This window comes from Streptococcus sp. Marseille-P7375 (assembly GCF_902460365.1).
Lineage (GTDB): Bacteria > Bacillota > Bacilli > Lactobacillales > Streptococcaceae > Streptococcus > Streptococcus cristatus_I.
The window spans coordinates 495,060-519,986 of record NZ_CABPTR010000001.1 but is presented as its reverse complement, the minus strand read 5'-3'; the positions used below and the strand labels follow the sequence as shown (position 1 = coordinate 519,986).

At 43.4% G+C, this 24,927-nt stretch carries 16 protein-coding genes and 1 pseudogene; 5 read left to right on the top strand and 12 right to left on the bottom strand.

Translation table 11 applies throughout. The features are described 5' to 3' along the window. Positions 1 to 37: 37 nt before the first annotated feature. Both FZ954_RS02655 and FZ954_RS02650 read right to left on the bottom strand, forming a co-directional pair. Positions 38 to 664 carry a Pr6Pr family membrane protein gene (locus tag FZ954_RS02655; protein WP_148876823.1) on the bottom strand — a complete coding sequence of 209 codons (627 nt, stop codon included), beginning with the start codon at positions 662 to 664 and terminating at the stop codon, positions 38 to 40. An 8-nt stretch (positions 665 to 672) separates the two neighbouring features. Further along, positions 673 to 1,011, bottom strand: a complete 339-nt coding sequence (locus FZ954_RS02650) for a zinc ribbon domain-containing protein YjdM (protein ID WP_005590197.1) — start codon at positions 1,009 to 1,011, stop codon at positions 673 to 675. A 207-nt stretch (positions 1,012 to 1,218) separates the two neighbouring features. Between FZ954_RS02650 and FZ954_RS02645 the strand changes: the two genes are divergently transcribed. The 3 genes from FZ954_RS02645 (at position 1,219) to FZ954_RS02635 (ending at position 3,716) form a co-directional block, all read left to right on the top strand. Then, the gene (locus tag FZ954_RS02645; protein ID WP_148876820.1) at positions 1,219 to 1,743 is read left to right on the top strand and encodes an ECF transporter S component; all 525 of its coding nucleotides are present in this window, start codon (positions 1,219 to 1,221) and stop codon (positions 1,741 to 1,743) included. Positions 1,744 to 1,781: 38 nt separating this feature from the next. Beyond that, positions 1,782 to 2,294 carry a transcription repressor NadR gene (locus FZ954_RS02640; protein WP_148876817.1) on the top strand — a complete coding sequence of 171 codons (513 nt, stop codon included), beginning with the start codon at positions 1,782 to 1,784 and terminating at the stop codon, positions 2,292 to 2,294. 138 nt (positions 2,295 to 2,432) lie between these two features. Then, the gene (locus FZ954_RS02635) at positions 2,433 to 3,716 is read left to right on the top strand and encodes a PLP-dependent aminotransferase family protein (RefSeq protein ID WP_148876814.1); all 1,284 of its coding nucleotides are present in this window, start codon (positions 2,433 to 2,435) and stop codon (positions 3,714 to 3,716) included. Between the two features lie 42 nt (positions 3,717 to 3,758). Here the strand turns inward: FZ954_RS02635 and FZ954_RS02630 are convergent, their stop codons facing one another. From FZ954_RS02630 to FZ954_RS02615, 4 genes are all read right to left on the bottom strand, one after another. Beyond that, on the bottom strand, positions 3,759 to 5,498 hold the full coding sequence (locus FZ954_RS02630) for an ABC transporter ATP-binding protein (protein ID WP_148876811.1): 1,740 nt from the start codon (positions 5,496 to 5,498) through the stop codon (positions 3,759 to 3,761). Then, positions 5,495 to 7,243 (bottom strand): ABC transporter ATP-binding protein, encoded by a 1,749-nt coding sequence (locus FZ954_RS02625; RefSeq protein WP_148876808.1) that lies wholly within the window; start codon positions 7,241 to 7,243, stop codon positions 5,495 to 5,497. The genes FZ954_RS02630 and FZ954_RS02625 overlap by 4 nt, the downstream gene beginning before the upstream one ends. A 112-nt stretch (positions 7,244 to 7,355) precedes the next feature. After that, positions 7,356 to 8,027, bottom strand: coding sequence for an MmcQ/YjbR family DNA-binding protein (locus FZ954_RS02620; RefSeq protein WP_148876805.1), 672 nt, complete (start codon positions 8,025 to 8,027; stop codon positions 7,356 to 7,358). An 11-nt stretch (positions 8,028 to 8,038) separates the two neighbouring features. Continuing rightward, on the bottom strand, positions 8,039 to 8,671 hold the full coding sequence (locus tag FZ954_RS02615) for a copper homeostasis protein CutC (RefSeq protein ID WP_148876802.1): 633 nt from the start codon (positions 8,669 to 8,671) through the stop codon (positions 8,039 to 8,041). A 281-nt stretch (positions 8,672 to 8,952) separates the two neighbouring features. On the opposite strand from FZ954_RS02615, the gene pepT reads away from it, so the two are divergent. Beyond that, positions 8,953 to 10,176 carry a peptidase T gene (pepT, locus tag FZ954_RS02610; RefSeq protein ID WP_148876800.1) on the top strand — a complete coding sequence of 408 codons (1,224 nt, stop codon included), beginning with the start codon at positions 8,953 to 8,955 and terminating at the stop codon, positions 10,174 to 10,176. Positions 10,177 to 10,220: 44 nt separating this feature from the next. Here pepT and FZ954_RS02605 read toward each other — a convergent pair whose 3' ends face one another. From FZ954_RS02605 to FZ954_RS02590, 4 genes are all read right to left on the bottom strand, one after another. Further along, positions 10,221 to 10,880, bottom strand: a complete 660-nt coding sequence (locus tag FZ954_RS02605; RefSeq protein ID WP_148876798.1) for a DUF6572 domain-containing protein — start codon at positions 10,878 to 10,880, stop codon at positions 10,221 to 10,223. Positions 10,881 to 11,010: 130 nt separating this feature from the next. Further along, a complete protein-coding gene (locus FZ954_RS02600) occupies positions 11,011 to 11,445 on the bottom strand; it encodes a hypothetical protein (RefSeq protein WP_148876794.1) in 435 nt (144 codons plus the stop codon). 213 nt (positions 11,446 to 11,658) lie between these two features. Beyond that, positions 11,659 to 12,030 carry a hypothetical protein gene (locus FZ954_RS02595; RefSeq protein ID WP_148876791.1) on the bottom strand — a complete coding sequence of 124 codons (372 nt, stop codon included), beginning with the start codon at positions 12,028 to 12,030 and terminating at the stop codon, positions 11,659 to 11,661. Then, complete coding sequence (locus FZ954_RS02590; protein ID WP_148876789.1) at positions 12,027 to 12,557, bottom strand: hypothetical protein; 531 nt, start codon at positions 12,555 to 12,557, stop codon at positions 12,027 to 12,029. Before FZ954_RS02590 ends, FZ954_RS02595 begins: the two co-directional genes overlap by 4 nt. Positions 12,558 to 12,843: 286 nt before the next feature. Here FZ954_RS02590 and FZ954_RS02585 point away from each other — a divergent pair. Continuing rightward, positions 12,844 to 13,236: pseudogene (locus FZ954_RS02585) on the top strand (transposase); the annotation flags it as partial. Positions 13,237 to 13,569: 333 nt separating this feature from the next. Here the strand turns inward: FZ954_RS02585 and FZ954_RS02575 are convergent. Next, positions 13,570 to 14,718, bottom strand: a complete 1,149-nt coding sequence (locus FZ954_RS02575; RefSeq protein ID WP_148876786.1) for a glycosyltransferase — start codon at positions 14,716 to 14,718, stop codon at positions 13,570 to 13,572. A gap of 117 nt (positions 14,719 to 14,835) precedes the next feature. Next, positions 14,836 to 24,843, bottom strand: a complete 10,008-nt coding sequence (locus FZ954_RS11705; RefSeq protein WP_187423312.1) for an LPXTG cell wall anchor domain-containing protein — start codon at positions 24,841 to 24,843, stop codon at positions 14,836 to 14,838. Positions 24,844 to 24,927: the final 84 nt, after the last annotated feature.

Genomic DNA, 24,927 nt, shown 5'->3' with positions numbered 1-24,927 from the left:
ACAGAGAACATCTGTTTTCTATTCCTATTATAAGACTCTAAGTTTTCTTCTTTGAAAATGAGATAGATTTGATTCCGTAAAAAATAAAACCAAAGACCAGATAGGCCACAAAGATAATCAAGCACATCTTGATAACATAAGGCCAACCGTGCTTATAGACATTCAGGAAAAAGTAGGGAAAGGGTTTATCCTTGGCATTCGGAATATCAATTTTCAAGAAAAAACCGTTAATAAGGGCAAAAATCATGTAAATCAGCGGAACACTTGTCCAAGAAATGGGATCAAACCAACGATACTGCCGAGTTTTATCAAATACAAGAGTATCAAAGAAAAACATGAGAGGCACAATGTAATGGCAAAGGAAATTTTCCAGCCGATAAAAATCTGTCGCAATCGGAGCTAGGAGCAAGTGATAGACCACGCAGGTAATCATGATACACATGGTTACACCGCCCTTCACGCGCAACAGCTTGGAACTCTCCCAGTTATTGTCCGTCCACATTCTAAAAATGAGATAAGCGGTAAATAACAGAACCAGAAGATTAGACAAGACAGTGTAGTACATCAGCATTCCCACGCCAAGTTTAGCAATTTCCAGATAGACCCCTACAAAAGCCAAAACCAAAAGAAGAAGGCGATAAGCAAGAATTATTTTTTTATTCATAGCGCTTCTCAGATTTTCTTGACAAATTCTGACTTAAGCTTCATAGCACCAAATCCATCAATCTTACAGTCAATATTGTGGTCACCTTCGACAATGCGGATATTTTTCACGCGCGTTCCTTGTTTGAGATCCTTGGGAGCACCTTTGACTTTCAAATCCTTGATTAAGGTAACTGTGTCGCCATCAGCCAACTGGTTTCCGTTCGCATCAATGGCTACTGGACCAGCTTCTCCTGCTGCAACTTCTGCAGGATCCCATTCATAGGCACATTCTGGACAAACCAAGAGGACACCATCTTCATAAACGTATTCTGAGTTACATTTTGGGCAATTTGGTAAATTATTCATTAAATCATTTCTCCTTATAAGTGGGCAGGCATTCAGAAAAAAATAAGAACCGAATGACAGCCATATTTTACCGTCTTATTATACGATATTTTATCTTATTTGACAAATGGGCAAAGAAAATCACTTGTTTTTAAAAAACTTTCTTGACTTTTGTGACAAAACAATGTACTATTCTAGTGTATATACAGTAACTAAAAGGAGTTTATTATGAAACCAACATCCAAAAATCAGTTTATGACACTGACCGCTTTCTTGACTGCCCTAGCCATCGTTATTCCGCTGGTTATGCCGATTAAGATTGTTATTCCGCCTGCTTCCTTCACTTTAGCTAGCCACGTTGCAATCTTTCTAGCCATGTTCATCTCACCACTCATGACAGTGATTGTCGTCCTCGGCTCTACCATCGGATTTTTCATGTCCGGTCTTCCCTTCATCATTACCCTGAGAGCCCTGTCTCACCTACTCTTCGGGACTATCGGCGCTCTTTACCTGCAAAAGCATCCTGGCATATTGGACAATCAGAAAACGACCTGGATCTTTAATTTCGTGCTGGCCTTGATTCATGCCTTTGGTGAGGTAGTGGTCTGCATTCTCTTTTATACGACAACTGCCTATCCGGCGAATGCCTTCTATATCCTCTTCGGCTTAGTGGGATTTGGAACAATCGTTCACAGTATGGTGGACTTTGTCATCGCCAAATTTGTCTATCAGGCTCTGAAAAAGATGCGCTAAACCTTGAATCTTCTAGAGATTTGATTTACAATGAAGATATGACAAAAAAACGAAGAAATGATGTATTAGAGCTTTTAAAAGAAGCTCGGCAACCTTTAAACGGACAATTTTTGGCGGAACAATTTCATGTCACTCGCCAGATTATCGTTCAGGATATTGCTCTGCTGCGGGCTGATGGTGCTCCGATTATCAGTACCAATAGGGGCTATCTCTATAAAGAAAGCAATGAACCCGCTCATTTTCACCGCCTTTTTAAACTCAAACACAAGGCGGACGATATCGAAGCCGAACTTTTGGCTATCGTTGATAATGGCGGACGGGTGCAAAATATCATGATTGAGCATCCTGTCTATGGGGAAATCCAGACCTATTTGAAATTGACTTGCCGTCGCGATGTGCAGCAATTTTTAGAGCAAGTCTCAGAGAGCGATTTTCGTGCCTTATCCGAGCTAACAAATGGAGTTCACTACCATCTAATCGAGGCAGATTCTCAGCAAGACCTAGACTATATTGAGGAAGCCTTAGCTGCACTGGGCTTTCTGCAAGAATAAGCACGAGGCAAATATTCTAGATTGAACCAGTTTTGAAGGGAATTCAAGGCTGGTTTTTATATTTTGAATGAACAAGAAATTTTGCCAGCTTCCTAGAAATAAGATAAGATAAGAGAAAGAAATCTGTAGGGGGACAGAATGGTAGCAAAAACAAAATATCAAGTCATCATGGATAAAATTATTAGGGACATTGACAAGGGAAGGCTTAGTACGGGGCAAAAGATTCCCTCCGTCCGCAAGCTGGCAGACCGCTACCATTGCAGCAAGGATACTGCTCAGAAGGCTCTGATTGAACTTCGTTATCAGAAGTACATCTATGCTGTGCCTAAGAGTGGCTACTATGTCTTGGAAAATGACCAAAACAAAAAGGAAGATATTGAGCTGGCTGTGACAGACGACCGCCATCAAGCCTATGAAGACTTCCGCCTTTGTGTCAATGAAACGCTGATTGGTCGAGAAAACTATCTTTTTAACTACTACTCCCAGCAAGAAGGGCTGGAGGATCTGCGACAGTCAGTCCAGCGCTTACTCTTGGACTCCGCAGTCTACACTTCTGCAGATAATCTGATTCTGACTTCCGGTACCCAACAAGCCCTTTATATTCTCTCTCAGATTGACTTCCCCAATGGTAAAGACACCATTCTGGTGGAGCAGCCTACCTATCATCGTATCAATGATTTACTGCTAAATCAGACACTACCTTATGAGACCATAAAGCGTAAACCGACTGGGATTGACCTGAAAGAATTGGAGCGGATTTTTCAAACAAGGCAAATCAAGTTTTTCTATACGATTCCCCGTTTCCACTATCCACTAGGACATTCCTACAGCCGTCAGGAAAAGGAAGAAATCCTTTCCCTCGCTGAGCGTTATGATGTCTATATCGTTGAAGACGACTATCTGGCCGACTTTGATAGTAAGCGAGAACTGCCGTTTTACTATCTAGATGAAAGCCAGCATGTCCTCTATATCAAGTCTTTTTCCACCAGCCTTTTTCCCGCCCTGCGCATTACAGCTTTGGCTCTGCCACCTCAGATTCGAGAAACCTTTCTTTCCTATAAAAAAGCGGTTGATTACGACAGCAACCTCATCATGCAAAAGGCTCTTTCCCTCTACATTGACAATCTGATGTTTGAAAAGAATCGTCTGGCATTATTGAACCAACTGGAAGTTGAAAAGAATAAGGCACAATTCCTCTTGGACGACCTTCATTTCCCTCTACCCCACCAGTTGACAACAGATGGCGTGATTTTTGACCTCCAATCCCTCCCCTCAGTCAGCTCCCTCAAACATAGCAAGCTTCCGCTGGACTTTTTTGAAAGTAGCTACATTCAGACCTGCCCCTACCACTATGCTAAGCTACGGTTTGATGATTTAAAGGAAAATCTGGAAAAATTGAAAGACTATCTAAAAAAGTTGTAGGCTTATTGTCCTACAACTTTTATTTGAATTTCTCCTTGTTTATCAGGCATCCATCATCCCAGCCTGCAGGCGATACATTTTCTTATAGGTCCCATTTTGTGCTAGAAGCTCTTCGTGGCTACCAGACTCAATAATGCGCCCTTTATCTAAAACGTAGATGCAATTGGCATCCTGAATCGTGGACAGCCGATGGGCGATGGCAATAGTGGTTCGACCCTGCCGCATTTTCCGAAGGGAATGCTGGATCAGCTCTTCGGTTTCCGAATCGATATTGGCAGTGGCCTCGTCTAAAATCAAGATTTTAGGCTTGGTTGCAATGGTTCTGGCAAAAGCCAAAAGCTGTCGTTGCCCACTAGAGAAGGTGGAGCCGCGCTCAGTAACCGGACTATCATATCCCTGAGCCAATTGGCTGATAAAGTCATGGGCATCAACAAAGCGAGCTGCTTCTTCGACCTCTGCTTGTGACAGACTCTCCTGATACATGCGGATATTGGAGGAAATGGTGCCGTGGTAGAGAAAGGGATCCTGCAAGACAAGACCGATATTGCGGCGTAACTCTGCTTGACTATAGTCTCTGATGTCTCTGCCATCGATACGAATCTTGCCTTTTTCAAATTCATAAAAGCGCAGGAAAAGATTGATAATAGAAGATTTTCCCGAACCCGTTGATCCGACAAAGGCAATTGTCTCGCCTTGCTTGACACTAAAGGAAATATCCTTTAGAATCTCCCGCTTTCCGTCATAGGAGAAGGTCACGTGCTGAAAGTCAATATTGCCCGCCTGAATCTCAGGTCCCTCTTCTGCTTGTTCAGGCTCAAAGTCTCGACGATCCATGAGTTCAAAAACGCGCTCCGCAGCCACCATTGACGTCTGAAGAACTGAGTAATTTTGCATGACATCAATCAAGGGATTAAAAAGCTGATTGACATACTGGATAAAAGCATACATGACACCCGCAGTTACTCCAGCTACTTGCCAACTCAAGCCAAAATAAGTCAAAATAAGGGCATAAGCTAAGATTTTCAGCAAGGACATAGCTGGACGCAGAAAGAGACTGTTCACATTCAGATAGCGGTTGCTAAAGTCTAGGTGTTCCCCATTGATTGCTTCAAATTCTTCGATTAGCCGTTTTTCTTGACCAAAAGCTTGGATGATCCGCATCCCTTCAATACTCTCAGAAAGTTTGACATTGAGGTCGCTCAGTCTGGCTCGGACTTGCTTGAGCAAGCGATTGGACAGCCGCTGATACAAGATAATCGAGCCAAGCATGATGGGCAAAAAGAGGACAATCAGCAGAGTCAGCCGCCAATTCAGAGCCAGCATGGTTGCAATTGTCACAACCAAGATAAGCATGGAGCTAAGGAAATTTGAAAAAATACTGCTAAACATATCAGCCACTGACTGGGTATCATTGGTCAAGCGAGAAACGATAGCCCCTGCTGCAGTCTGGTCAAAGTAAGCCATACGTAATTGCTGCATATTCGCAAAAGTTTCCTGCCGAAGATCACGGACAATGCTATAAGCCACTCGTGCAAAAGCATACTGCCCCAGAAAAGTAAGGAACACCCGCAAAAGAAAGAGACCGTAGTAAATCCCCAGCAGATACAGCCCATTTGTGGCTGCCTCTCGGCTGACAAACTGGTCAATATAAGAACGAGCCAAAAGTGGCAAGGCCGTTGTCACTAGAGTCGTTGCAAAAATAAAGGCTAGAGCCAGCAGACTAATCCATTTGTAGCGCCACATATAGCCTAGGAGGCGTCTAAAAGTTGATTGTGTTGTCATTTTGCAGACTCCTCCTCAAAGCGTTCATATAATTGTTGATTTTGATAGGTTTGGGCATACCAGCCCTGTGCTGCCAGCAGCTCTTGGTGGCTACCTTGCTCCTTAATACGGCCATTCTCCAAAACTAGAATCAAATCCGCATGGACAATGGCTGACAGACGATGGGCAGTGATAATGGTCGTCTTGTCAGCTCGTTCCTGCTTGAGATTTTCTAAAATCACATGCTCAGTCTTGGCATCCACTGCTGACAAGGAATCATCCAAAATCAAAATTTCTGGATTGGTGATGAGGGCTCTGCTCATAGCCAAACGCTGCTTTTGACCACCAGAAAGCGAGACTCCCCGCTCACCAAGCAGCGTATCCAAACCATCTGGCATAGCCTTAATATCCTCATAAACACCACAAAGCTGGGCTGCTCGGATGACTTGCTCATCTGACAGTTCTGGATTGGCAAAGCGGATATTGTCCCGAATGGACAGGGCAAAGAGTATCTGATCCTGGGGCACATAACCAATTAGACCGCGCAGATCCTTAAGAGCATACTCTCGGATATCGTGGCCATTCAGATAAATTGCTCCTTCTTGAATATCCTGCTCCCGAAGCAAGAGGCGTAGCAAGGTGGTCTTCCCAGATCCAGTCGGCCCTACGATCCCCAAGGTCTGCCCTTTTTCTATTGTAAAGTGAATATCCTTCAAAGTCACTTCGTTCTCATAAGCAAAGTAATCTATCTCATAGTCTAGTCGGCCATTTTGAATACTAGCAAGTGGCTGCTGGGCTTCCTCTACATCTGACTCCTCAGCCAGCAAGTTCTCAATCCGTTCATAGGAAACAGCTCCCCGCTGGCTGATATTCACTAGGTACCCCATCGCTTGCAGCGGCCAAACTAGCATATCCAGATAAGTCATAAAGGTAACCAGTTCACCGACTGTAAATTGACCTTTAGAGATAAATATTCCTCCGAAAATCAAAGTCAGAACGTAGGATAAGCCGACAAAAATCAGCACCATCGGGTCAAACAGGGAATTGTACTTGGCAGCCAAGATGTTCTTGCGGTAGACCTCTTGGTTGATGGATGCAAAGGACTGAGTCTCTGCATTCTGATAGCCAAAAGACTTGGTCACTTTAATCCCCGCTACGCTCTCCTGAACCTTATTGTTGAGATCAGAAAAAGCCTCCTGAGCCGCTTTAAAGCTCTCGTGATTCTTCCGACCAATCAAACTAGTCCCCCAAGACAGAAAGGGCAGAGGGAGAATAGCAATCAGGGTCAGCCGCCAGTCCAAGACCAAAAACATGGTGACGAGGGTCACCAAGGCCGTAATAGAAGCATCTACCGCTGACATGACACCACCGCCAGCCACGCTGACTACCGCATTGATATCATTGGTCGCATGAGCCATGAGGTCACCCGTTCGGTACTTGTGATAAAAACTTGGCGACATCCGCGTAAAATGCTCAAAAAGCCGAAAGCGTAAGATGCGTCCCAGATTATTGGCCGTACCAAATATATAGAGCCGCCAGACATACCGCAAACCATACATGATAAAAGCAGACAAAATCAAAAGAAGAAGATTATAAATAAGTTCTCCAGTAGTCAGACTCTGCCTAGCAATTCTATCTATGACCTGCCCAATGACTCGTGGCGGAATCAGATTAAATACACTGACCAGAGACAAGGCCAAAATGCCGATCATATAGCGCCGTTTCTCCAGTTTAAAAAACCAGTCCAGTTTTCTGATAAGATTCATTTTGTTTCCTCATTCCAAACAAAGGACGGACAGCCCTTAATCCGACTGTCCGTTTCTCACTATCTCTATTATACGCTATTTCATCTAAAAATGAAACTCAGGCAAACTATGCTCATCTTTTCTTAGTCAGGACAAAGCTGGTGTCCAACAAATCAAAAAGTTGCTGGTCGGGCAAAGTTCCATCTAAGGGCAGGCTGAGCCAGTATTTTTTATTCATATGAAAGGCGGGATAAATTCCCTTTTGCTGAATAAGTTCCGCAACTCGGTCACTCTTGACATTGAGAACCTCGATCGCACCATTGCACTCCTTTTCAAACTTAGACCAATCGGTCGTCAAAAAAGCTCCGTACCATTTCTTGCTATCCTGATGGCGAAACACAGCGGCTCTATTAGTGCTTTTACGAGAAGAATTTTCCCAAAGATACTCCAACTGCCCCTGATAAGTAGTCGCCACATAGCTACTCAGTCGCTGACTTTGCTCATAAAGAAAACCTACTTCCTCAAAGCAATGCTGCCGAATATCCAGCAAAACCTCCTGACAGGCCGCCCTGACTTGTCCGACAAATTCTCCTGCCATACTATCCATCTTGACTTGTCGATATTCATCACCTGTATCCAAGTCAAGCACCTGAAAATCCAGCTTTCCATCAGAAATCAGCACATTTATCTGGAAGTCGCCAGCCATGATCTCAGTCGAATAGCTGTATTCTGCACCAGCCCTGACAAAGCCATAATCCAGCAAACTTTCTTCCTTCAGCCTGTATTTTTCAAATAAATCCAGCATGGGCTTTCCTACTAAAATACTACTTTGGTGCCGTGCAATTGATCAACACCCAAAGTGTCAGCAATCTCGGCACGATTTTCTAGATTAATCCCACCACCAGGTAAAATTTCTATCCGCCCTGCCGCATGCTCAATCAATTCATCCAGCCAAGCCAAATGCTCTAGAATGGACTCTGACGCTGGCCCGCCATGAGTCAAAATCCGCTTAACTCCATGTTCAACCAGCCAGTCTAGCTCTCCGAACTGATATTCAGCAGGAATAGCGTCAAAAGCCATATGGAAGACCACATCCAGCCCCTTAGCCCCTTCAAGCAGTCGCTCCATCTTAGGATAATCAATCTCATTATTTTCCGTTAAAACACCAAAAACGAGGCCATGGCTCCCTGCCTCACGTGCCTTCTGAATGTCCGAAAGCATTATCTCGATTTCCAAATCTGAATAGACAAAATTCCCACCGCGAGGACGAATCATGGTCATCACAGTCGCATCATAAGGCTTGACCATTCGTACCGCAGCCTCAATGACACCGTAACTAGGCGTTGTTCCACCAACTGTTAGATTATCACACAGCTCAACCCGCTTCGCTCCGGCCTCTAAAGCCTTGTCTAGCAAAGTAACATTCTCTGCACAAAATTCATAAATCATGGCACTACCTCTTATTTACTATATTGATTTTCTACTTTTTATTATATCACAAAATTTCCTTTAACATGAACCTCTAGCATATTTGCTACTGCTTTTCCCAATCATTTTATATTCATAGTCTCGCAAAAAATCCTATCCTTCAATCTTACAAGCCTGATTTTCACCTATTTCCATTGCTCTCATCTTCCAAGACTTTTCAACTAGAGAAATGTTGACTTTCGGATGTCTTTTGTTCAAGATTGTGCTAAAATAGACTTAACCTATGAAAACAAGGAGCTTTTATGAAATACCCTAATCTTTTAGATCGTTTCCTGACCTATGTCAAAGTTAACACACGCTCAGACGAGACATCTACTACTACACCCAGTACCCAAAGTCAGGTGGACTTTGCTAACAATGTCCTCATTCCTGAAATGAAGCGAGTTGGCTTGGAAAATGTCTACTACCTACCAAATGGCTTTGCGATTGGAACTCTGCCAGCTAATGACCCTAGCTTTACCCGCAAAATTGGCTTTATTTCACACATGGATACAGCGGACTTCAACGCAGAAAACATCCAGCCACAGGTCATTGAGAATTATGACGGCGGTGTGATTCCGCTCGGAGAATCTGGCTTTAACTTAGATCCTGCTGACTTCGCTAGTCTCCATAAATACAAGGGCCAAACCCTGATTACGACTGATGGCACAACCCTTTTAGGAGCAGATGACAAGTCCGGTATTGCTGAAATCATGACAGCTATCGAATACTTGTCTGCCCATCCAGAAATCAAGCACGGGGAAATCCGAGTTGGCTTTGGACCAGACGAGGAAATCGGTATCGGTGCTGATAAGTTTGACGCTGAGGACTTCGATGTCGATTTTGCCTATACAGTAGACGGCGGACCTTTAGGCGAGCTCCAGTACGAAACCTTTAGTGCCGCTGGAGCAGAACTGACCTTCCAAGGCCGCAATGTCCATCCGGGGACTGCTAAGGACCAGATGGTCAATGCTCTCCAGCTGGCTATTGATTTCCACAACCAGCTGCCAGAAGCCGACCGACCAGAGAAGACCGAGGGCTACCAAGGCTTCTACCACCTGATGAACCTGACCGGAACTGTCGAAGAAGCTCAAGCTAGCTACATTGTCCGTGACTTTGAGACAGAGACTTTTGAAAATCGCAAGGCTGCTATGCAGGCTATTGCTGAAAAGATGAACCAAGAGCTGGGTAGCGAGCGCGTTATCCTGACTCTCAAAGACCAGTATTACAACATGAAGCAGGTCATTGAAAAGGACATGACACCGATCAATATCGCCAAAGCAGTCATGGAAAGCCTGGACATCCAGCCTGTCATCGAGCCTATCCGTGGCGGAACTGACGGCTCAAAAATTTCCTTTATGGGTATTCCGACACCGAACCTCTTCGCCGGTGGTGAAAATATGCACGGACGATTTGAGTATGTCAGCCTAGAAACCATGGAACGCGCCGTCGATACCATCATTGGCATTGTTTCCTATCAAGATTAAAAACGAAACCACAGAAATTTACGAGGAATTTCTGTGGTTTTTTCTCACTCCGGCAATTCTACCTTCAAGCTCATATCCGTCGGTTGTAATACCTTCTGAACAGCCGCGAGAAAGGCTAGTCCATTATCTGATGGAGCATATTGGAAAGTGATATGGATGACTTTTTTGTCAAAGCTATCGCCATATCGCTCTACATATTGCTTGCTTTCGAGGAAGTAGATGTAGTTGTTAATTTTTTCCTGCAGAATTTCAAGATGTACTACTTCTATCTCTTCCTGCCAGCCGACTGGATCAACAAGGAGTAACTCTAAATGATTATCAACTATACCAATAGCGTCAAGTTCGCTAGGTTCTAGTTCTGAAACAATGGCTTGGGTGACAATTTGTCTAAATTCCTCTGCTGTAAAAAGACAACGGCTATTTTCAGGATTTTTCAAAATAAAGGAAGGATGATCTTCGATGAAGAGCTTATCGGATTCATCTTGTGTATATTGTTTTTTGGATTTCCAAAAACCATATTGCGCATAATTCATCAACTCTTTGCCAGTATGTTCTCCCGACATATAGCTCTCGGCAGCTTCTTTGGGGATTTCTTGGACTACTTCTGGCATGGTAATATTAAAAGTTGGATAACGCAAGAAATACTTATCCCCATCTTGACAGATTTCCAACATATCTTTTTTGCTTAAATAAATTGTTTCCATTCCATCACCTTCACTAATTGATACCTATCTACTAATCATTTATTAATGTTATCAAAACATTTGATCTCATATCAACTTATTGTTTTTGACTGCAAATATTCCTTAGTAAAATTACCTATCAAATATCTCTTTATTTACTTAAGGGCCAGCGCCCTGTTTCAGCATAAATCATGACTTCATATGCTCCCCTAGAAGATTCAAATGCTTTATCCATCAGTTCCTTATTGATAGGATAGCAAACTTCTGGACCCATGGCTCCTCCAATTTCTTTAAAGAAGCTAATTTCGTAATAACCATTTGTCTCATATACAACAAATCCATCGCCTTTATGTACAATCGTATCTGAATGATTATAATCATCTAACTCATCTGCCTTTGGCCAACGATGGTGTTCACAATAAAACATTACTTCTAAAGAATCTTTTTCTGATTTTGAAACACGTTCTGCTAATTCTTGGCTAATGGGATAGTTAAGCACTTCTTTCCCTCTACTCCAAAGGATCTGATAATCATTGTTGTCTTTTAATATCGTACAATTTTTGTATTGTTGAATTTCTATTGTCATACAAACACCCATTTAAATTCGTTTATTTTTAGTTAAATTAAAATACCCTAGACTTCTGCGCCTTCAGCAACCAAACCATTTGAAGATAGCCAGAATTGCTATGCCAAACTGGAAGCAGACTGTTGACAAAGTTAATATATTCATCCTTAAAATCTTCAAGAGGATATCTCAAGCCGTAATCTGAATCATATTCTTCTACGGCCTTTTTAAGGTCTATGCGTTTTTCAACGAAATTTTTTTACGTAAATCATAAGTGATAATATCAAATTTTACGAGTTTACCGGATGGTAAGGTATTCTTTTTTGCATAAAAGTGCTCATAAGTTATAAATGTTGAGACTACGTAGTTACGACTCATCCTTAAATCATTGGATTGCCAATTTACATCTTTAGGACTAACTAAGACATAGCGCCCATCTTTTGTTAGAGTGATATCTTTCAGCGAAGAATCATATACAATCGTTTCCTTTCTAGACTCTTCCTTTGGCTTGGAAGGAGAAAAGAATTGTTTTTTTAGATAAACAAAGCTACAGAAAGCTACTAATAAGACAGCTATCACTAAAATAAATTGTTTTCTTTTAGTCATTTATTGTCCTCTTCCTCTTGTCCAATTGACGAAGCCTCAGATTGAGTATCTCCTTGACTGTCTCCAGTGCTCGCTGAACTATCTGATTTTGGAAAATCTAAACTATACTCAGTTTCTGTACTAATCGTCGGAAGATCAATATCTACTATCTCCTGATTTTGAACAGGATGATAAGAAGCGAAAAAGGCCCAAACCATATAAACAAGAATGGCTGGATATACAATCAGATGTTTTCCCCAAAAATTCCCAGAAACCTCAGCACCTCTTGTAGACATTCCTTTCAATTCTGGATACTGATTCTCGTATTGTTTCTTTTTTGTCCAATACGGCCTTGATATAACAATACCTGCAAACACAACTAAGCCAATTGAAACATTTTCAAAGATTAGATTCCTAGATCCTGAATGAATCAAAATAAAGGATAGAATAGCTCCTGTAACGGCCGTTAGCAAGAATATAAGGCGGCTATAAATAGCTTCTTTTTTTACTCTAAGATATTCTTTGATAGGTAGTTCTTTTTCTGTCATGATGGCAATCCTTTCATCTATCAGTCTCTGTTTATTTTAACACAATATCAATCAAATAAGTATAGGGTTGTGAAAATAAAAAACGAATGATGGTCTTAGACTTGGCTTGGTCTTCATCATTCGTTTTATTCTTGTTTTACATCAAAATGTAAGCTTAGTTAATCTGAACAGTTTTCACTTGGCCATCTGCTCCAGTAAAGCTAATGCTTCTGCTTGCTGGATTATATCCGAAAGTATCTGGGCTGACACCATAGAGCTGAGAATGAGACTCGTTTGTTTCCTTAGGATGGACGAGTTTTTTGATTGGTGTCGTAAGCAGGCTGTTTTGCCAGGGTCAAAATTAGGCACTGCTTTGGAGTATAGCCTCAAATACGAAAGTACCTTCCGAACAGTTCTCTCGGACGGTAACTTAGTTCTTTCCAACAATCTAGCTGAGAGGGCGATAAAGACCTTTGTCATAGGAAGAAAAAATTGGCTTTTTTCTCAGAGCTTTGAGGGCGCCAAGTCGACAGCTATTATTTTGAGCCTTTTGGAAACGGCCAAGCGACATGGACTTGATTCAGAGAAATACATGACTTATCTTCTAGACCATCTACCTAACGAGGAGAGACTCGCAAAAAGGGAGATTCTAGAAGCTTATTTACCATGGGCTGAAACTATTCAGGAAAAGTGCAAATAGAAAACGTTCCAGAGTCAAATCAACTTTGGAACGTTTTTTTCAATATACCTTGTTATTGGGCGGTTACAATTAGGATAATAACAACTTCTCTAAAACAAAAGAGGCTGGGACAAAAGTCCTAGCCTCTCAATTGTCTTTGGATTGTCGAGCAAGACGCAGTGGTTGAGTGGGCTCTACTAGGCTGATTTCATCAGCTTTTACAGCCCTACTCAACTGTGCGGAGGTGGGACGACGAAATCGAATTCTAACGAATTACCGATTTCTGTTCCACTCTCAAAGTTTAGGCTGTATCAAGCAATATAATTGACAAAAGTCTATCTAGCATTGCTGCTCTTAAGCTTCTGGACCGTTGATTACCTCTATAATCTTCTCAATAATCTCATTATCTAGATACTGTTCGAACTGAGGCAAGTATTCATAATAGTTCTTATAAGTATCGGCCTGACCTGCCAGAATTAAAGCTCTGAAGCCTTGGTAGGCAACTTCAAAATTCCCTATTTTGACACCATTTTCTAACAATTCAAATGGAATCCAATAGTCATAAACCCTATTCCAGCTGAAAAGGCTATCCGGATTTAATTCTAAATCCTTAGCCATATAAGCATAAGCAAAAGCAATGTGATGCTGCCCTGCCTCTCTATATAATTTAGCTAATTGAGACCATGCTTCAGCGCGATTAGGGTTAATCTGGATGGCTTTTTCCAAATACTCCCGTCCTTCAAGAGCTTTCCCTTCATTTTCATAAATTTGCGCTATTTCTAGACAAGAATAATAAGCTTCCTCTGACCATCCATCCGTCATAACTGCACGTTTTTTGAACCAAGACAAGGCCTCCTGGTATAAACCTGCATCACGATAAGATCTCGCACAATAAAAGGTATATCTAGGCTCTAAATCAGGGTCTTGATTATTATAAACAGCATTTGCAAGTACAGTTGCATCATGATAATATTTATCATCATCTAGACTTCGTGCACCTCTTGTTCTTGCAATGACTGAATAAGGTCCTACAAGATTTCCATAACTGGCACCTTCAGGCAATTCAATAAATTCATGCACAACTCCTCGCCAATAAATTTCTGGATTATTTTTAACAAGAGCTACACGACGAAATGAAAGAACTCCACTCTCATCTGAAAAATTGAGATAATAGGCATCTGCTTCAAGATCAGTAGAAATTTTTAAACTACCTTCAACGAAATCGTCTGCATCAAAGATTAGAATATAGTCTCCCTTTCCTCTTGCATAATTTAGGGCTAAATTTCTATTATGTGCAAAGTTTTGCCATTCATCTTTGTGCAATTCTCCTGGAATCCCCACCTCACTAAAAAAGTTCAAGATAAGGTTTTCCGTTCCATCTGTGGAGCCAGTGTCAGAAATGACCCAGTAGTCAAATGTGATTGAATTGACCAAATTTTGGAGTGTTTCCAAAATTATATGGGCTTCATTTTTTACAATCATATTCAATACAATTGATGACATTCAATTCCTCCAAAACATTAATACAACAAAACTAGAGGCTAGTAGAATTTTAATAATCCTAATAGCCTCTGTTTTACTCTAAACTTGATATTGCTTAAATTTTATAAATAGAATATCTTAGAGTTCTTCTTCTTTTCGCTTAGAAACACCTAAGGCAGCTAGAAGTGCAGCTGATAGAAGTCCTGCGCCTACCACACCTACTTCATGGTTGCTATTGTCACCAGTCTTAGGAAGGGTTCCTGACTTAGCTACTACTTTGGTTGTTCCTGCAGGTTTTGTTGGCTTAGCTGGAACTGTTGGAGCTGTTGGAACTACTGGTTTTATTGGATTAGTAGGGCCAGTTGGGCCTGTAGGACCGGTTGGACCAGTTGGGCCTGTAGGACCGGTTGGACCGGTTGGACCTGTAGGGCCGGTTGGACCAGTTGGACCTGTAGGACCGGTTGGACCGGTTGGACCAGTTGGGCCTGTAGGACCGGTTGGACCGGTTGGACCAGTTGGGCCTGTAGGGCCGGTTGGACCAGTTGGACCTGTAGGACCGGTTGGACCTGTAGGACCAGTTGGGCCTGTAGGACCGGTTGGACCAGTTGGGCCTGTAGGGCCGGTTGGACCAGTTGGGCCAGTTACACCCTTGCCATCTTTACCGTCCTTACCATCTTTTCCATCTTTACCATCTTTTCCGTCCTTACCATCTTTACCATTTCTGATAATTGTAGAAGATGTTACTTCATCAGAATCAACCTTACCATTGTTATTCTTATCAATTCCAACAAGAATAGTAACACTACCATCTTCATTTTCAACAAGAGTTACAAGTGAGCTTTGACCATCTTTTCCGTCTTTGCCATCCTTGCCATCTTTACCGTCTTTTCCATCTTTAACGATTGTAGCAGAGGTTACTTCATCTGGATCAAGCTTACCATTACCATTTGTATCAAAACCAATCTTAATGGTGTGTGTTCCATTTTGGTTGTCAACTACTTCTGCTAATGGTGTCTTACCATCTTTACCGTCTTTCACGATAGTTGTTGAAGTTACTTCGCTTGGATCAAGCTTACCATCACCATTCTTATCAAGACCAACTTTAACAGTATGCGTACCATCGTTGTTGTTAACTACTTCAGTTAATGATGATTTACCATCTTCACCCTTAGCTCCGGTGGCGCCAGTTGCTCCTGCTTTGCCATCCTTACCATCTTTGACGATGGTTGAAGATGTTACTTCATCTGAATCCAACTGACCGTTGCCATTCTTATCAAGACCAACTTTAACAGTATGAGTACCGTCGTTGTTGTTAACTACTTCAGTTAATGATGATTTACCATCTTCACCTTTATCGCCCTTAGCTCCGGTCGCACCTGTAGCACCAGTTGCGCCGTCTTTAACGATAGTCGTTGACGTTACTTCACTTGGATCAAGCTTACCATCACCATTCTTATCAAGACCAACTTTAACAGTATGAGTACCGTCATTGTTGTTAACTACTTCAGTTAATGATGATTTACCATCTTCACCCTTGGCTCCGGTCGCACCTGTAGCACCAGTTGCGCCGTCTTTAACGATAGTCGTTGACGTTACTTCACTTGGATCAAGCTTACCATCACCATTCTTATCAAGACCAACTTTAACAGTATGAGTACCGTCATTGTTGTTAACTACTTCAGCTAATGGAGATTTACCATCTTCACCCTTAGCTCCAGTTGCTCCTGTAGCTCCAGTTTCACCTTTATCGCCTTTGGCTCCGGTCGCGCCTGTAGCACCGGTTGCACCAGCTTTGCCATCTTTAATGACTGTAGAAGATGTCACTTCATCTGGATCCAATTGGCCATTGCCATTCTTATCAAGACCGACTTGAATAATGTGAGTGCCATCGTTATTGTCTACAACTTTAGCCAATGATGGTTTACCATCCGCTCCAGTTGCACCGTCTTTCACGATAGTCGTTGACGTTACTTCACTTGGATCAAGTTTACCATCACCATTCTTATCCAGACCGACCTTAACAGTATGCGTACCGTCGTTGTTGTTAACTACTTCAGTTAATGAGGATTTACCATCTTCACCTTTATCGCCCTTAGCTCCGGTCGCACCTGTAGCACCAGTGGCACCGGCTTTGCCATCCTTTCCGTCTTTGACGATAGTAGATGAGGTTACTTCATCTGGATCCAATTGGCCATTGCCGTTCTTATCCAGACCAACTTTAACAGTGTGCGTGCCGTTGTTATTATCGACAACTTGGGCTAATGATGGCTTGCCATCTTCTCCTTTGGCTCCAGTTGCACCTGTTGCGCCTGTTTCACCTTTATCGCCTTTAGCTCCAGTGGCTCCAGTTGCGCCTGTAGCTCCAGTTTCACCTTTATCGCCTTTGGCTCCGGTCGCGCCTGTAGCACCAGTGGCACCTGTTGCGCCAGCTTTTCCATCCTTTCCATCTTTGACGATAGTTGAAGATGTTACTTCATCTGGATCCAACTGGCCGTTATTATTCTTATCGAGTCCGACTTGAACTGTGTGTGTGCCATTGTTATTGTCGACAACTTTAGCTAGTGGAGATTTTCCATCCTTACCGTCTTTAACGATGGTAGATGAAGTTACTTCATCTGGATCCAACTGGCCGTTGCCGTTCTTATCAAGACCAACTTTAACAGTGTGCGTGCCGTCGTTGTTGTCTACGACTTGCGCCAATGATGGCTTGCCATCTTCTCCTTTAGCTCCAGTCGCACCTGTTTCACCTTTGTCGCCTTTAGCTCCAGTGGCTCCAGTTGCACCTTTATCACCCTTAGCTCCAGTTGCACCAGTAGCACCAGTAGCACCTGTTTCACCTTTATCACCTTTGGCTCCAGTCGCACCTGTTGCGCCTGTAGCTCCAGTTGCGCCAGCTTTTCCATCCTTACCATCTTTGATGATTGTAGATGATGTTACTTCGTCTGGTTCAAGCTGACCGTTGTTGTTCTTATCGAGTCCGACTTGAACTGTGTGTGTGCCATTGTTATTATCGACAACCTTAGCTAGCGGAGATTTTCCATCCTTACCATCTTTAACAATGGTAGATGAGGTTACTTCGTCTGGATCCAATTGGCCATTGCCGTTCTTATCCAGACCAACTTTAACAGTGTGAGTGCCGTTGTTATTATCGACAACTTGGGCTAATGATGGCTTACCATCTTCTCCTTTGGCTCCAGTTGCACCTGTTGCGCCTGTTTCACCTTTATCGCCTTTGGCTCCGGTCGCGCCTGTAGCACCAGCTTTTCCATCCTTACCATCTTTGATGATTGTAGATGATGTTACTTCATCTGGATCCAACTGGCCGTTATTGTTCTTATCGAGTCCGACTTGAACAGTGTGAGTGCCATTATTGTTATCGACAACTTTAGCTAACGGAGATTTACCGTCCTTACCGTCTTTGACGATTGTTGAAGATGTTACTTCGTCTGGATCCAACTGACCATTGCCATTCTTATCAAGACCAACTTTAACAGTATGAGTACCATCGTTGTTGTCTACGACTTGCGCCAATGATGGCTTGCCATCTTCTCCTTTAGCTCCAGTGGCACCTGTGGTGCCGGTTTCACCTTTATCGCCTTTAGCTCCGGTGGCACCTGTGGCGCCAGTTTCACCTTTATCACCCTTAGCTCCTGTTGCACCGGTAGCACCGGTAGCTCCAGTTGCACCAGCTTTTCCATCTTTAATGACTGTAGAAGATGTCACTTCATCTGGATCCAATTGGCCATTGCCATTCTTATCCAAACCGACTTGAACAGTATGGGTGCCGTTGTTGTTGTCAACAACCTTAGCTAGTGGAGATTTGCCATCCTTACCGTCTTTGACGATTGTTGAAGAGGTTACTTCGTCTGGATCCAACTGACCATTGCCATTCTTATCAAGACCAACTTTAACAGTATGAGTACCATCGTTGTTGTCTACGACTTGCGCCAATGATGGCTTACCATCTTCACCTTTTGCTCCTGTAGCTCCAGTTTCACCTTTATCGCCTTTAGCTCCGGTCGCGCCTGTAGCTCCAGTTGCACCAGCTTTTCCATCTTTAATGACTGTAGAAGATGTCACTTCATCTGGATCCAACTGGCCGTTATTGTTCTTATCGAGTCCGACTTGAACAGTATGGGTGCCGTTGTTGTTATCAACAACCTTAGCTAGTGGAGATTTTCCATCCTTACCGTCTTTAACAATGGTTGATGAGGTTACTTCATCTGGATCCAACTGACCATTGCCGTTCTTATCCAGACCAACTTTAACTGTGTGTGTACCGTTATTATTGTCCACAACTTGAGCTAATGATGGTTTTCCATCTTCTCCTTTAGCTCCAGTTGCACCGGTTGCGCCAGTTGCACCTTTATCGCCTTTGGCTCCGGTCGCGCCTGTTGCACCAGTGGCACCGGTTGCACCAGCTTTTCCATCCTTACCATCTTTGATGATTGTAGATGATGTTACTTCATCTGGATCCAACTGACCATTGCCGTTCTTATCCAGACCAACTTTAACTGTGTGCGTGCCGTTGTTATTATCGACAACTTGGGCTAATGATGGCTTACCATCTTCTCCTTTAACGCCAGTCGCACCTGTTGCACCTTTATCTCCTTTAGCTCCGGTTGCACCGGTTGCTCCTGTAGCACCTGTTTCACCAGCTTTTCCATCTTTAATGACTGTAGAAGATGTCACTTCATCTGGATCCAATTGGCCATTGCCATTCTTATCCAAACCGACTTGAACAGTATGGGTGCCGTTGTTGTTATCAACAACCTTAGCTAGTGGAGATTTTCCATCCTTACCATCTTTAACAATGGTAGATGAGGTTACTTCATCTGGATCCAATTGGCCATTGCCGTTCTTATCCAGACCAACTTTAACAGTGTGAGTGCCGTTGTTATTATCGACAACTTGGGCTAATGATGGCTTGCCATCTTCTCCTTTGGCTCCAGTTGCACCTGTTGCGCCTGTTTCACCTTTATCACCCTTAGCACCAGTTGCACCGGTAGCACCTGTTTCACCTTTATCACCTTTAGCTCCGGTCGCGCCTGTAGCTCCAGTTGCGCCAGCTTTTCCATCCTTACCATCTTTGATGATTGTAGATGATGTTACTTCGTCTGGGTCAAGCTGACCGTTGTTGTTCTTATCGAGTCCGACTTGAACTGTGTGTGTGCCATTGTTATTATCGACAACCTTAGCTAGCGGAGATTTACCGTCCTTACCGTCTTTAACGATGGTAGATGAGGTTACTTCATCTGGATCCAATTGGCCATTGCCGTTCTTATCCAGACCAACTTTAACAGTGTGAGTGCCGTTGTTATTATCGACAACTTGGGCTAATGATGGCTTGCCATCTTCTCCTTTGGCTCCAGTTGCACCTGTTGCGCCTGTTTCACCTTTATCACCCTTAGCACCAGTTGCACCGGTAGCACCGGTTGCACCAGCTTTTCCATCCTTACCATCTTTGATGATTGTAGATGATGTTACTTCGTCTGGGTCAAGCTGACCGTTGTTGTTCTTATCGAGTCCGACTTGAACTGTGTGTGTGCCATTGTTATTATCGACAACCTTAGCTAGCGGAGATTTTCCATCCTTACCATCTTTAACAATGGTAGATGAGGTTACTTCGTCTGGATCCAATTGGCCATTGCCGTTCTTATCCAGACCAACTTTAACAGTGTGAGTGCCGTTGTTATTATCGACAACTTGGGCTAATGATGGCTTACCATCTTCTCCTTTGGCTCCAGTTGCACCTGTTGCGCCTGTTTCACCTTTATCGCCTTTAGCTCCGGTGGCACCTGTGGCGCCAGTTTCACCTTTATCACCCTTAGCTCCTGTTGCACCGGTAGCACCGGTAGCTCCAGTTTCACCTTTATCGCCTTTAGCTCCGGTCGCTCCTGTAGCTCCAGTTGCACCAGCTTTTCCATCTTTAATGACTGTAGAAGATGTCACTTCATCTGGATCCAACTGGCCGTTATTGTTCTTATCGAGTCCGACTTGAACAGTATGGGTGCCGTTGTTGTTATCAACAACCTTAGCTAGTGGAGATTTTCCATCCTTACCGTCTTTAACAATGGTTGATGAGGTTACTTCATCTGGATCCAACTGACCATTGCCGTTCTTATCCAGACCAACTTTAACTGTGTGTGTACCGTTATTATTGTCCACAACTTGAGCTAATGATGGTTTTCCATCTTCTCCTTTAGCTCCAGTTGCACCGGTTGCGCCAGTTGCACCTTTATCGCCTTTGGCTCCGGTCGCGCCTGTTGCACCAGTGGCACCGGTTGCACCAGCTTTTCCATCCTTACCATCTTTGATGATTGTAGATGATGTTACTTCATCTGGATCCAACTGGCCGTTATTGTTCTTATCGAGTCCGACTTGAACAGTATGGGTGCCGTTGTTGTTATCAACAACCTTAGCTAGTGGAGATTTTCCATCCTTACCATCTTTGATGATTGTAGATGATGTTACTTCATCTGGATCCAACTGACCATTGCCGTTCTTATCCAGACCAACTTTAACTGTGTGCGTGCCGTTGTTATTATCGACAACTTGGGCTAATGATGGCTTACCATCTTCTCCTTTAACGCCAGTCGCACCTGTTGCACCTTTATCTCCTTTAGCTCCGGTTGCACCGGTTGCTCCTGTAGCACCTGTTTCACCAGCTTTTCCATCTTTAATGACTGTAGAAGATGTCACTTCATCTGGATCCAATTGGCCATTGCCATTCTTATCCAAACCGACTTGAACAGTATGGGTGCCGTTGTTGTTATCAACAACCTTAGCTAGTGGAGATTTTCCATCCTTACCATCTTTAACAATGGTAGATGAGGTTACTTCGTCTGGATCCAATTGGCCATTGCCGTTCTTATCCAGACCAACTTTAACAGTGTGCGTGCCGTTGTTATTATCGACAACTTGGGCTAATGATGGCTTGCCATCTTCTCCTTTAGCTCCAGTTGCACCTGTTGCGCCTGTTTCACCTTTATCACCCTTAGCTCCAGTTGCACCGGTAGCACCTGTTTCACCTTTATCACCTTTAGCTCCGGTCGCGCCTGTAGCTCCAGTTGCGCCAGCTTTTCCATCCTTACCATCTTTGATGATTGTAGATGATGTCACTTCGTCTGGATCAAGCTCACCATTTCCGTTCTTATCCAGACCGACTTGAACAGTATGAGTGCCATTGTTATTATCGACTACTTTAGCCAATGGAGACTTACCATCCTTACCGTCTTTGACGATGGTTGATGAGGTTACTTCATCTGGATCCAATTGGCCATTGCCGTTCTTATCCAGACCAACTTTAACAGTGTGCGTACCGTTGTTATTATCGACAACTTGGGCTAATGATGGCTTGCCATCTTCTCCTTTGGCTCCAGTTGCACCTGTTGCGCCTGTTTCACCTTTATCGCCCTTAGCTCCGGTTGCGCCTGTTGCACCAGTGGCACCGGTTGCACCAGCTTTTCCATCCTTACCATCTTTGATGATTGTAGATGATGTTACTTCGTCTGGGTCAAGCTGACCGTTGTTGTTCTTATCGAGTCCGACTTGAACTGTGTGTGTGCCATTGTTATTATCGACAACCTTAGCTAGCGGAGATTTACCGTCCTTACCGTCTTTAACGATGGTAGATGAGGTTACTTCATCTGGATCCAATTGGCCATTGCCGTTCTTATCCAGACCAACTTTAACAGTGTGCGTGCCGTTGTTATTATCGACAACTTGGGCTAATGATGGCTTACCATCTTCTCCTTTAGCGCCTTTAGCTCCAGTGGCTCCAGTTTCACCTTTATCGCCTTTTGGTCCTGCTGCACCTGTGGCTCCGGTTGCGCCAGTAGCGCCCTTATCACCTTTTGGTCCTGCTGCGCCTGTGGCTCCAGTTGCACCAGTTGCGCCTTTATCGCCTTTTGGTCCTGCTGCACCAGTGGCGCCGGTTGCTCCAGTTGCACCTTTATCGCCTTTTGGTCCTGCTGCGCCTGTGGCGCCGGTTGCACCCTTATCACCTTTTGGTCCTGCTGCGCCTGTGGCTCCGGTTGCGCCAGTCGCACCTTTATCACCCTTAGGTCCAGTTGGTCCCGCATTACGTTTGACAACCATGATGGTATCTACAGGATCAACGTAATTGTGTCCCTTAAATCCTCTTACAGTTCCACCATTTTTAAGTGTCTCAAGTTCTTGAGCTGTAAACTTAGGATTCGGTACGTCATTTAAGTTTTCTGGTTTTGGTCCTACAACAATAACCTGTCCGTCTTTACCTTGTTGGTAAACAATTTGAGAACCAGTTTGATTGTCGAAGGCGCGTTTTTGATCTGGAGTGGCATTCTCATAATCTACGACCCTGACATTATGTGGAATATCCATAACAAATCTGTCATAAGATTTTTCTGGTTCTGGTGCTGGAACTTCATTGACATATGCTGCAGGAGTATAAGACAAATTAGGGTTAGTTACGACGTTATTCGCTTTTACATTGGTATTAAATGAGAACCATTGGCGAATTGGGCGTGGCCAGTACCGACCAGGGTTAGTGGTAGCAATATCAAAGCTCAATGATGTACCACTTGTAACTTTTGCAGCACCCGCTCCCCAGAATTCATTTGGATTACCTTGTTGGTCCCATTGATATTCAGTTTGGCCTTTATAAGAGTTGTTCTTACCATTTGCATAGTACCAACCATTTGCCTGTGGAACGATAGAAGAACCTACAATTTGTACATTCTGCATATTTGAGCTCAAATTACCATAAATTTCAGCGTAAATATCGTCCCCGTGGTGGTTACGTGAAGCGAAAGAAACAACACCAGGTGTTTTACCGAAGTCTACCTTAGTACCGTCCGCATAATAGAATTCCCATTCCATATGCAACTGGTTACCAGTTCCTTTACGATCATAGCTGGATCCATTCCAAACTGTCATAGTTGGGTCTTTATGGATAGCCATTACCATACTATCATCATAAGCAGAACTCTTCTTAGGCGTATATCGAGCAATAGCTTTCGTAATAGGTCGACCACCAACAGAAGAATTCTTCAACGTGTACTCTACTGTTGTAGTTCTACCAACTTGCGTATGAACCATGTAGTAACCATCTGTTTGGTCCTTGATGATTCGCTCAGCTGCTGGCTGACTCGTATCGGCTCTAGTGATGACTGCATTTGGTTGGGTGGTTGTGCCGTCTCGCCACTCACTGTAACTTCGACTATCCAAAGCTTCACGAACATATTGATTTCGTGATGTGAGCGTACTGTCTTTGACGAACCAGTCTCCTTGTGCCAGCTTAATCTTAGCCGTTGCATTTGGCTCATCGGTAAATACGAAGTTCTGTGGTGCAAGCTGTTGCAAGCTTCCTTCTTTACCGGTTAATTGTTGAGCTCTTTGTTTGGCCACTAAGTAATCAGAGATTTTTTTATTCATTGCCTGAGCTTCAGTATTTTGAAGATCCGCTGCTTGACGTTCTAATCTGCGTCTTTCTTCGTCAGTTGTTGCGGTTCCAAAATTTCTAAGCTGGTTCGGTGTAACTGGCAAGTTCTCTGATGCTGCTCTATCCAACTGAGTTTTCAAGGCATTCGCTTGAACTGTAGCTAGATTACCATCTTGAGTAACAGTATAGTCAGATCCTTGGCGGGTAGCACCAGTATTTCGGAATCCTGATGTACCACTAACACTTCTGAATCCTGATGAGCCTGAACGCTTAGGTTGTGCGGCTGCATTAGTTTCAGAACTTGCTGTTTTTGGCTCAGCCTTTTCTTCTGCTTTAGCTTCTTTCGGAGCGCTTGTTTCTTCTGACTTTTCGTCTTTTGAAACAGCAGCTTCTTCTGCTTTAACTACATCTTCAGTGCTAGGTGCTGCTTGTTCCTTAGCTTCAGTTGCTTGAACATCTGCACTTACTGACGCAGCATTCTTTTCAGGTTCGGCTTGTGCTTCAGTTGCCGGTTTCTCAGACTCTTTTTCATCTGAAACTCTAGTAGCTTCTGCTACTTGAGCTGCTTGGTCTTGTGCAGAAGGACTAACTTCTTGCGCACTTGCAACTCCCCCTCCTAGAAAGAAAATACTTGATCCTAGAAAAACTGAACATGCGCCCCATGCTCTCGTCTTACGAATTGTAAAACGTTGCCTTTCTATTTTCTTCCAGTCTTGTCCCATGTATTGGAACCCTCCTTATTATTCTAAAATTGTCACTCCCTTAAGTGTACCATATAAGTAACATTTAAGCAATTTTATAGCCCT